Annotated in this window: 10 protein-coding genes; 3 read left to right on the top strand and 7 right to left on the bottom strand. The window is 60.5% G+C overall.

Features of this window, described 5'->3' with window-relative positions:
* Positions 1–140: 140 nt before the first annotated feature.
* The 7 genes from ACIQC5_RS24105 to ACIQC5_RS24075 form a co-directional block, all read right to left on the bottom strand.
* Positions 141–1,139: a heme-dependent oxidative N-demethylase family protein gene (locus ACIQC5_RS24105; protein WP_400287732.1), complete on the bottom strand. Its 999-nt coding sequence runs from the start codon at positions 1,137–1,139 to the stop codon at positions 141–143.
* Entirely contained in the window at positions 1,136–2,116 is a 981-nt protein-coding gene (locus ACIQC5_RS24100; protein ID WP_400287731.1) for a PDR/VanB family oxidoreductase, read from the bottom strand. Before ACIQC5_RS24100 ends, ACIQC5_RS24105 begins: the two co-directional genes overlap by 4 nt.
* On the bottom strand, positions 2,113–2,595 hold the full coding sequence (locus ACIQC5_RS24095) for a dimethylamine monooxygenase subunit DmmA family protein (RefSeq protein WP_400287730.1): 483 nt from the start codon (positions 2,593–2,595) through the stop codon (positions 2,113–2,115). The genes ACIQC5_RS24100 and ACIQC5_RS24095 overlap by 4 nt, the downstream gene beginning before the upstream one ends.
* Positions 2,596–2,603: 8 nt before the next feature.
* The gene (locus ACIQC5_RS24090; protein WP_159708903.1) at positions 2,604–2,981 is read right to left on the bottom strand and encodes a cupin domain-containing protein; all 378 of its coding nucleotides are present in this window, start codon (positions 2,979–2,981) and stop codon (positions 2,604–2,606) included.
* A gap of 410 nt (positions 2,982–3,391) precedes the next feature.
* Positions 3,392–4,876: an APC family permease gene (locus ACIQC5_RS24085; RefSeq protein ID WP_400287727.1), complete on the bottom strand. Its 1,485-nt coding sequence runs from the start codon at positions 4,874–4,876 to the stop codon at positions 3,392–3,394.
* A gap of 423 nt (positions 4,877–5,299) precedes the next feature.
* The gene (locus tag ACIQC5_RS24080; protein ID WP_400287725.1) at positions 5,300–6,010 is read right to left on the bottom strand and encodes a cache domain-containing protein; all 711 of its coding nucleotides are present in this window, start codon (positions 6,008–6,010) and stop codon (positions 5,300–5,302) included.
* Complete coding sequence (locus tag ACIQC5_RS24075) at positions 6,007–6,768, bottom strand: FadR/GntR family transcriptional regulator (RefSeq protein WP_400287724.1); 762 nt, start codon at positions 6,766–6,768, stop codon at positions 6,007–6,009. The genes ACIQC5_RS24080 and ACIQC5_RS24075 overlap by 4 nt, the downstream gene beginning before the upstream one ends.
* A 266-nt stretch (positions 6,769–7,034) precedes the next feature.
* Here ACIQC5_RS24075 and hxlB point away from each other — a divergent pair, with 266 nt between their 5' ends.
* The 3 genes from hxlB to ACIQC5_RS24060 all read left to right on the top strand — a co-directional run bounded on the left by hxlB (position 7,035) and on the right by ACIQC5_RS24060 (position 8,661).
* Positions 7,035–7,634, top strand: coding sequence for a 6-phospho-3-hexuloisomerase (gene hxlB / locus ACIQC5_RS24070; protein WP_400287722.1), 600 nt, complete (start codon positions 7,035–7,037; stop codon positions 7,632–7,634).
* A gap of 55 nt (positions 7,635–7,689) precedes the next feature.
* Positions 7,690–8,313 carry a 3-hexulose-6-phosphate synthase gene (hxlA, locus tag ACIQC5_RS24065; protein ID WP_400287720.1) on the top strand — a complete coding sequence of 208 codons (624 nt, stop codon included), beginning with the start codon at positions 7,690–7,692 and terminating at the stop codon, positions 8,311–8,313.
* A gap of 138 nt (positions 8,314–8,451) precedes the next feature.
* The gene (locus tag ACIQC5_RS24060) at positions 8,452–8,661 is read left to right on the top strand and encodes a hypothetical protein (protein ID WP_400287718.1); all 210 of its coding nucleotides are present in this window, start codon (positions 8,452–8,454) and stop codon (positions 8,659–8,661) included.
* Positions 8,662–8,836 lie beyond the last annotated feature (175 nt).

The raw sequence follows: 8,836 nt of genomic DNA, 5'->3' as shown, positions 1-8,836 counted from the left end.
CGCGAAATCTCCGCACGCGACAACGGATCCAACGGGTGCGAAACCCCCACAAGAGCCTCAGTTTCAGCATTCAAAGTCACGACTAACTCCTTTGTATTGATGTGTTTGATGTGTTTGATGTGTGGATTGATCGAGGGTGACTAGCCGGACAGCAGCCAGTCGGAGGCTGCTTTCCGGTAGCGGATGATGCCTTTGTATTCGGCCATGTCCTCCGGAAGCTCAGCCAGGACATGGCCGAATTTTTCGCGCCACGTCGGTACCTGGGCAATGTCCCTGAGGGGCAGGAGATAGCTGCGGATGAGGAACAGCAGGACCCCCGTGTGCGGGAGGCGGATCAGGTGCTGGACTTCGACGCGCAGGTGGAGCTTGTCCGGCATATCGGGGTCGGTGGCGATGGTTCCGCGGTCCGGACCCCATTCGGGGTAGGTTTCCGTGGAGGTGTCCAGCCGCCGGCCGATGGTCATGGTCCAGTTGGTGCGTCGGTATTGTTCACCGGGCTGCAGGCGCAGGAGGAATTGCTCCGCGCGGCTGATGATCTTCTCTTCCTTAACCCGGGGAACAGGGTGGTGGATCTCCATGAAGCTCATGCCGACGTCGAAACCGAAGGACCAGTCCGCTGCGAAACTGACCAGGCCCGCGTCGAGCCACATGGTGTTGTCACGGACGTCGAGGAGGACGATGTCGTCCTGTATCTGGCTGCCCAGGAACCGTAGGGGCCCGCCCAACAGGGAGTCGTCGTCGCCAACGGTGAATTCGACGTCGAGGTTTTGGAGCTTGTTCTGCCAGCGGCAGTTGTTGCCCTCGCGGTGGAAGGTCATGATGTTCGGGTTTTCCTCTGCCATGGTGGGCAGCAGGGTAGCGACCGTGTCCCAGACTGCCGGCCGCATATGGGGCAGGACCTGCATGCGTGATGGGTCGCGGATCAGGATCCGATCGCGGTCGGCGAGTTCCTCGAGATAGAACTCGTCGATGTCGATCACTCCGGCACCCCATGAGCCGACGTCGGTTGGCACCGTGGTGTTGGCCGGCTGGACATTGGCGCTGTAGCGGTAGGTGTCACCGCTGAAGGGGAAGGGGAAACGCCTGATGCGGTCCGGGAGGGCGGCGGTGTCAGTGTCTTTGTCAATAGCGATGCTCAAAGGTCCAACTCCAATTCTGGGTCGTGGCTGCGTGAAACACAGCACATCATTGTGGTGTTCTCGGCCTTTTCCTGATCGGTGAGGTAGAGGTCGCGGTGCTGTGGGGTGCCTCGGAGGACCGGCAGGACGCATTCGCCGCAGATGCCTTTGCGGCACATGTTGGGCACGCTTTTCCCGGCCTTTTCGAGTGTGTCCAGGAGCGAGACGCCGGCCGGCACCTGCAACGTGAGGCCGCTGCGGACCAGGTTCACCTTGAACGGCTCGCCATCATCCAGCTCGGCTGCTCCAAAGGCTTCAGAGTGCAACCTCGCCGATGCCCAACCCAGCTCCCGTGCCTGGTCCAGTACTGAATCCATGAAAGGACCAGGGCCGCAAACGTAGAGATGGGTTCCCACGCTCTGGGTTGTGAGCTGCTCAGTGAGGATCTTGTTGAAACTGTCGCGGTTGCTGCACTCTGTCAGGGCAGGACCCAGCAGTTCCCTGGCCTCCTCTACGTGTGCACCCGCGCCGGGCCGGTAGACATAGATGAGGGATGACGTGGTGCCGCGGTCAGCGGCGGCACGTGCATGGGAAAGGACCGGGGTGATTCCGATTCCCGCCGCAACCAGAAGATGGTGGGTGGCTGTTGATGCGGGGGCAAAGGCGCTGCGGGGCCGCGAAACAAATACCCGGTCACCCACCGCGAGCCGGTGCATGGCCATGGAGCCGCCGGCGCCGTCCTCCACCCGGAGAACCGAGATGGTGTATTCGGACGGGGCGTTGCCGGCACCTGTGAGCGAGTAGGCATTGACGCCTTCCTCGCCGTATTGGACCACCAAATGGCTGCCGGGAACGTAGGACGGCAATGTCCGGAAGGATGGGTCGGCAAGCGTGATGCTGACAATCGAATCCGTCTGGGGACTGACGCTTGTCACCTCGAGCTGCAGACCTCCCTCAACGGCTGGATGGGGGCTGATCGGGAGTGCCGTGACGGTCATGCTGCCTCCTCGACATGGGCTGAGTAGCCCAAGTAGGCACCCATTCGGCGGGAAAAATGGTCAGTGGTGGCGAGCTTGGTACCGCAGCCCTGGCACTGCACCTCCGAGCCGGCCGCGCGGAGCGTTGCGGTAGCGGAATGGCAATGCGGGCAATAGATCGCCCTCGGTGCGGTTTCCTCACTCAGGAGGGTCATTTCCTCCTGCTCAATTCCACATTCTGCAGCGGCGGCGGCCGCCGCACGGATATCTGCTGTGGGACCAGCGAGCATAAGGCGGACCCCGACGTTGGAGCATCCGAGGGCGGACCTCAGCTCGGCGAGGGCTTCAGGGGTTGCGGCTTCGAAGCGGAAGTCATGGTGGAGCTGGCCGCCGCTGTGGAGTTTCGCGGTGTCACCTGCGCCAAAAGATGCACAGATGACACCGCGAAAACCAGGTTCCAGGCCGGTGCCTGCTGCCATTGGCATGGACGCGGAACGCATGGCGGGTCCTACGGTGCGAACGAACGGTGGCCGGCGAAGAAGCCGAGACCGTATTCGGGGGTCTCGAACTTGACGGTCGTGCCCTTGGGGAAGAACAGGACGTCGCGCTCTTTCGCGTGGGTCACGTCGCCGGTGGTCTGGTCGGTGAGGATGAACTCACCCTGGATGACGACCTTCATTTCGTCGTAGGTGTACGTGTACACCAGCGGCTCGGACGCCTTGAGCTCGAAGAAGCCGGCGCTCATGACCGAACCTTCGGGGTTGTGGAGGGCGTCACCGATTGCAGCGATCGTCCCGGGCTCGTCCATTGACGGAATACCGAGATAGCCGCCCTCGACCTTATGAATGGATCCAGCCTTGCTGAGTGTTCCTACGAGCGTTTCCATGGGTCTCTCCTTTGAAAATGGCGGTGGGTGGTCAGAAATGTCTCACTTGAGGCGCATTTCTCATGTGAGTGAATTTGGCTGAACTTGCCTGAATGGTCCGAAGAGTTGACCCGAATCCCCTTTGCTGTCATAGCCCATGGGGGCATGGAACAGGTTTGGGTTTGTGTGATGCGGGTCACTCCTCGGCCCCACAAGCAAACCTACGCGAGCTAATACTTATAGTCCAGACTTTTTTAGAAAATTTCATGACTAATTTGCGGATTGCATGCGAAAGCGCTGTTGACGTCCACCCGCGGGGACCATGCGCGCAGTGAAACCGCGCAGTGAAACACAGGGGGCAGGACCGCTTGTGAGCGGTCCTGCCCTCGAATGTGTGTGTCTTACGGTTTGTCTTGCGTCCCCATCACCACCTACGGATGTGAGGCGTTCTCCAGGTCTGCGCCTTGGCGATCAAGCGGATTGCCCGCGTCGGCTGCCTTCAGTCTTGCGCGCGCCGCCTCACGCTGCGAATAGAACCAAATGGGGATGTAGAGCCCCAGCACGATGAAGCCGACCCAAGTGGGGGTCCAGCCGATCTCCAGGCTGTTCAGGTAGACCACGCCAACCAGGCAGAGAGGTAGATTGAACAAGCCGAACACCATGGCGACGTTTTTCCAGCCCCTGGGTGCCTTGAAGGGCCTCTCGAGCCCCGCAAAGGCGGGGTGCTTCTTGGCTTTCACGTAGGCGAACAGGCTGATGCCGTTGGCGCAGGTGTAACCGATCGCCGAGGCGGCGACGATTGCCGCGGGGTTGCCCATCGAGATCAGCAGCAGGTTGAAGGCCCCAATGACCAGCATGGCTACAAACGGGGTGCCGTGGCGATTCGTTGTGCCGAGGGACCGGGGAAGGTTGCCTTCCGTTGCCATGGAGTGCATGGCGCGGGACGAGCCCAGGTATGCCGTTTGAATGATCAGCACCATGGCGGCGATCAACATGATGATGGTGATCATGGTGCCGGCATCGCCAAAGACGGCCTGGGCAACCGGGATCAGCGGTGAGACAGGCTGGTCCAGTACACCGTCCACACCCAGTACACCGATCACGGCAGCTTGCACCAGGACAAACGAGAAGAAGCAGATGATGCCGCACGCAAAGAGCGCTTTGGAAACATCTTTGGCCGGGTTTTTGTACTCCGGGCCGTAAATGGCCGCTGTTTCCCAGGCACAGGCGCTCCACTGGGCGATCGCAAAGATGCCAAACAGAATCAGGATATGGTGCCCATCCCATGCCCAGTCGGCCGGCAACCAGTTGCCGGTGATATTGGCCGGGTCAACGTGGCCGGTGGCAAAAGGTGCCACAGTCAGCACAACCAGCGGTATCAGGGAGAAGGCGGCCAGGATGTAACCCAGTTTGGCGCCATCCTTGAGCCCGAACCAATTGACCACAAACAACCCGGCAAAAATCACCAGTCCTGAGATCAACGAGAGCTGATACTCCGTAAATATTTCTCCCAAGGCCGGAAACAACCCGTGCAGGTATCCGCCCACAAGGATGGAAAAGATTGCCAGCACCGGAGTCCAGGCGAACCAGTAGCTCCAGGCGCTGAAACCGCCGATCAGCTTGCTCTTGTCGTACTTGCCTTGATAGTTCTCTGTACGGAAAACGTGCTGCGCAAACCCCGGCAGGCCCGAAGCCTTGGGGAAGGTGGTAGCCAGTTCGGCATAAGCGGCGTTCTGAAAGAAGCCTTGCACCACCGACAACCCCCAAATAAGAATTGCTCCGGCCGCCAAATACATGGGCAGGTAGCCCAAAGAGGGCAGGATCAGCAGGGGCACACCCAGCGCAATGGCCAGCCCCTGCTTCCAGTCGATCGACCTTTCCAGGGTGCCGGCACCATCTGAACGATTTTCACTCATTACAATCTCCCTTGACTGAACTAATCGCCTGTCATCTTCAGTTGGATAGACTTGCCGCCCCCTTCCGGTGGACGCGCCAAAGAGACGCCGAACCCCATCGGCAAGTTATGTCTAAACAGTCGGAATCGCGCGTCGCATTGCCCGCGCGTCGAGGCATGGTGGAAGTCGGGTTTCCGAAATTCGAACCCACTGCTGCTTGTCGGCAGTGGGGCACGGTCGGAGTCGAACTGGTGACGGACCGGACAAGGTGCCGCCAACGGAAGAAAGGTGTTTCTATCGCCTGCAGCTGTGTGGGCAGGACTTCCGTCTACCGTTTCAAACTTCCTGTGAAATGGATCACTTCAGAGAGTACAGCTTTATACCTTCATTTCAACAGCTTTTATTGTCATGAATTTTGTGCATTCGTGAAGTGGCCTGCAGCAGCTAGGCGCCGTAGATCAGGGAAAGGCCCAGATGCGGAACGTCCAGGTCCAGGCGCCGCTGGTCCAGTGCCGATCCAGACTTGACCCGTTCGCCGACCAGGTACATCCCGGAATTGCCCAGGATGACGCGGTTGCTGGCATTCACCAGCGCGGCATTGCCGCGGATGGCGCGCAGGTCAGGCATGATGAGCGGTTCCAAGTCCTTGACCAGGATGTCGCAACCCGCCACGCCCGCAAATGTGCCGTGGACCGAGAATGGGGCTGTGAGCGTGATGACGTAGTCCTCGGAACCGAGATAGTCGATGTACGGGCCCCAGAGAGTCTGCTCGCCCGTGGCTGCGGCGGTGGAGAAGAACGGGAGCTTTTCGTAGTCGTAGTAGCGGTTGCTGCCCGGAGTCAGGTCGGCATCCAGTTTCTCCAGGGAGCCGGACTTCCCGCGGGACCACCACTCCAAAAGGCGGCCTTCGGCCTCAACCGACTGTGCGGCAAAGAAGGTCCCCGCACCAACAGCAAAGGTGTTCTTCGCCAGGAATTCGTGGGAGAGCTCATCCAGTCCCCGCAGCGCTGACTTGGTGACCTTGCTGCGGCCGGCGAGATTACGATCCACCATGGCTGCCACCCGCCCGGCGAGCACGTTGATCTCATGGGAGACGCCGGTGGTCCATGAGCCGAGGGCGGCGGCTGCATGTGCGACTTCGTTGTCGAGCTTCATTTGGCATCCTGATTTGATTGGGCGTATCCGAGGGTGAGCTTCGTATCGATCAAGTGGAAAATGTTCCTCCTGATGTGTCCAAGGACCAGAGCTTGAGCCTTCTCTGGTTGGTCCTGGGCAACTGCCCTCACCAATTCCAAGTGTTCAGCGGTTGCCGTTTCGGGGTCAAATGCTACGGCCAGGGGAGTCCACAGTTGTTGAACTGTTTCCTGCTGAAGACGTATCTCGGCGTTGGCGAGTCTTGGAGACTGAGCTGCCACGGCCAATTCGACGTGGAAGCGGCTGTCGGCCGACGCCCGCAGCTCAGGGGTGTGCGCAAGAACCAAGGCCCGGGCAAGTTCCTGAAGACGCTCGAAGTCGTGTGATTCGGCGCGCTCACAGGCCAGCCGGATGGTTGCAGCCGCTATGGCCGCGTGTTCGTCTCCGATGTCGCGTATCTCTGAAATCGACGTTGTGAGAAACCACGCCCGCATGGCATCGGCCGGCGTTTGGGGATGGTTGACCACGAAGGACCCGCCACTCCGGCCCCTGCGGGTTTCGAGGATTCCCCGCTCGCGCAGTTCCGTCAGCGCTTCGCGAAGAGTTGCTCCGCCAACGCCGAACATGTCCGAGAGCGCAGCTTCAGCAGGCAGTCGTTCGCCCACTTTGATCAAGCCGAGGGCGATGGCGGTGGAGATTCTGTCGACGATTGCATCTGCCCGCTCGATTTCCGGCAAGGACCTGTAGATCTGCGACTGAAAGGAGGATGGCGATGCCAAGTGTCTGCGCTCCGAAGGATGGGCAACGGGTTGGCTCCAATACTACAGACCAGGGTTACTTGAAAGTTTCGATTCAGTCAGAAGTCTTTTGGCCTACGGAGTATTGCGCTCGAACGGACGACGCGGTGGCCGACCTGTCCTTAAGTGTAGGAAGAACCGTCAGAAAACAGTGTTACCCCACCCCCTTTGTTTCGGAAACATGGGTGTCAACCGAAAAGCATTCCGCGGCCGCCGCAGGCCGAGGACCGAATCGAAGGGGACAAATCGTGAATCCGACAGCAAGCGCTACCACTGCCGCGTACACCACAGCATCCGACATTGTCCGCAATGTGTCCCTCGTCAGGGACGAGATCACGGGCACCACCGCCAAGATTGACGAACAGCAGATGGCCCGCCTTGCGAGCCACCTCAGCCACCCGGGCCGCATTTTCGTTGCTGGCGCAGGCCGCAGTGGACTGGTCCTGCGTATGGCAGGCATGCGGTTGATGCACTTGGGCCTGACGGTGCACATCGCAGGTGACACCACCACTCCGGCAATCGCTTCCGGCGATTTGCTGCTGGTGGCATCCGGATCCGGTACGACTTCAGGAGTCGTCAAGTCTGCAGAGACAGCGGCCAAGGCCGGAGCACGGATTGCAGCGTTCACCACAAACCCGGACTCACCGCTGGCTGGCCTCGCCGACGCCTTGGTGATCATCCCGGCTGCGGCGAAGACCGACCATGGCTCTGCCGTTTCCCGCCAGTACTCCGGGTCGCTCTTCGAGCAGGCCCTGTTCCTGGCCACAGAAGCCATCTTCCAGTCCCTGTGGGACAGCGACGCGCAGCCGGCGGAAGAACTCTGGCTCCGCCACGCAAACCTCGAGTAAGAGAACCCTGATTTTCCACACCCAATCGCAGTTCACAACAGAAAGAAACAACATCATGAAACTCCAAGTTGCCATCGACCTCCTCACCACCGAAGCCGCCCTCGAACTGGCCGGCCAGGTTGCCGAATACGTTGACATCATCGAGCTGGGTACCCCGCTGATCAAGGCTGAGGGACTCTCTGTCATCACCGCGGTCAAGAACGCGCACCCGGACAAGATCGTCTTTGCTGACTTGAAGACCATGGACGCCGGAGAGCTCGAAGCCGACATCGCCTTCAAGGCCGGAGCCGACCTGGTGACCGTGCTCGGTGCTGCTGACGATTCCACCATTGCCGGTGCGGTCACGGCAGCCAAGGCCCACAACAAGGGCGTCGTGGTTGACCTTATCGGCATCGCGGACAAGGTAACGCGTGCCAAGGAAGTCCGCGCACTCGGTGCCAAGTTCGTCGAGATGCACGCTGGCCTCGACGAGCAGGCCAAGCCAGGCTTCGACCTGAACGGTCTGCTGCGCGCCGGCGCCGAAGCCCGCGTTCCGTTCTCCGTAGCCGGCGGCGTGAAGCTCGCCACCATCGCAGACGTCCAGAACGCCGGTGCCGATGTCGCCGTCGCCGGTGGCGCCATCTACGGTGCTGAGGACCCTGCATTGGCAGCGAAGGCACTCCGCGCCGCCATCGTCTAACCCTCGACTCGAAGGTGGCGTCCCGCATTCTTGAAGGCCGCGGGGCGCCACCTTTTCGATCCACGAACATGCAGACCCCAACGATTGAGGGGTTGGCATTTGGGGGACGCTGATCCCTGGGAAAGGAAGCTGGTCACTATGCTTCGTCTGGCAGGCGAGCAGGTGGAAGTCCTGATTACTGAACCACGCCGCATCAACGAGTTGCTCGACCAAGCTGAGGCAGTGCTCCGGCAGCAGCCCCAGCGCTTCGCAGGCATTCTGGTCACGCGTCATGAGCCGGGCCGGTACACGCTTGCCCTGAACGACGCTGTTCCCTTCGGGGAGACCCGCGAACAAATCCTCTCGTGACCGGCGGTTTCCACGCCACTGCCTCGAAAGTTGGAGGGCAACAAAATGTTGGCTACATACGTTGATTCCCCGGTCAGGACCGGCCTGCGGAATCCTTTGCGGGATCCGCGGGATCGTCGCCTGAACCGCATTGCCGGGCCGTCGTCGTTGGTGTTCTTCGGAGTCACCGGTGACC

Origin of the sequence: Paenarthrobacter sp. NPDC092416 (assembly GCF_044755025.1) — a bacterium.
Classification (GTDB): domain Bacteria; phylum Actinomycetota; class Actinomycetes; order Actinomycetales; family Micrococcaceae; genus Arthrobacter.
The sequence above is the reverse complement of the archived record's forward strand: the minus strand, read 5'-3'. Positions and strand labels throughout refer to the sequence as shown.

Coding starts and splice junctions, on each gene's coding strand:
- ACIQC5_RS24100 (WP_400287731.1), bottom strand. CDS start 2,116: ATGACCGTCACGGCACTCCCGATCAGCCCCCATCCAGCCGTTGAGGGA.
- ACIQC5_RS24095 (WP_400287730.1), bottom strand. CDS start 2,595: ATGCGTTCCGCGTCCATGCCAATGGCAGCAGGCACCGGCCTGGAACCT.
- ACIQC5_RS24090 (WP_159708903.1), bottom strand. CDS start 2,981: ATGGAAACGCTCGTAGGAACACTCAGCAAGGCTGGATCCATTCATAAG.
- ACIQC5_RS24085 (WP_400287727.1), bottom strand. CDS start 4,876: ATGAGTGAAAATCGTTCAGATGGTGCCGGCACCCTGGAAAGGTCGATC.
- ACIQC5_RS24080 (WP_400287725.1), bottom strand. CDS start 6,010: ATGAAGCTCGACAACGAAGTCGCACATGCAGCCGCCGCCCTCGGCTCA.
- hxlA (WP_400287720.1), top strand. CDS start 7,690: ATGAAACTCCAAGTTGCCATCGACCTCCTCACCACCGAAGCCGCCCTC.
- ACIQC5_RS24060 (WP_400287718.1), top strand. CDS start 8,452: ATGCTTCGTCTGGCAGGCGAGCAGGTGGAAGTCCTGATTACTGAACCA.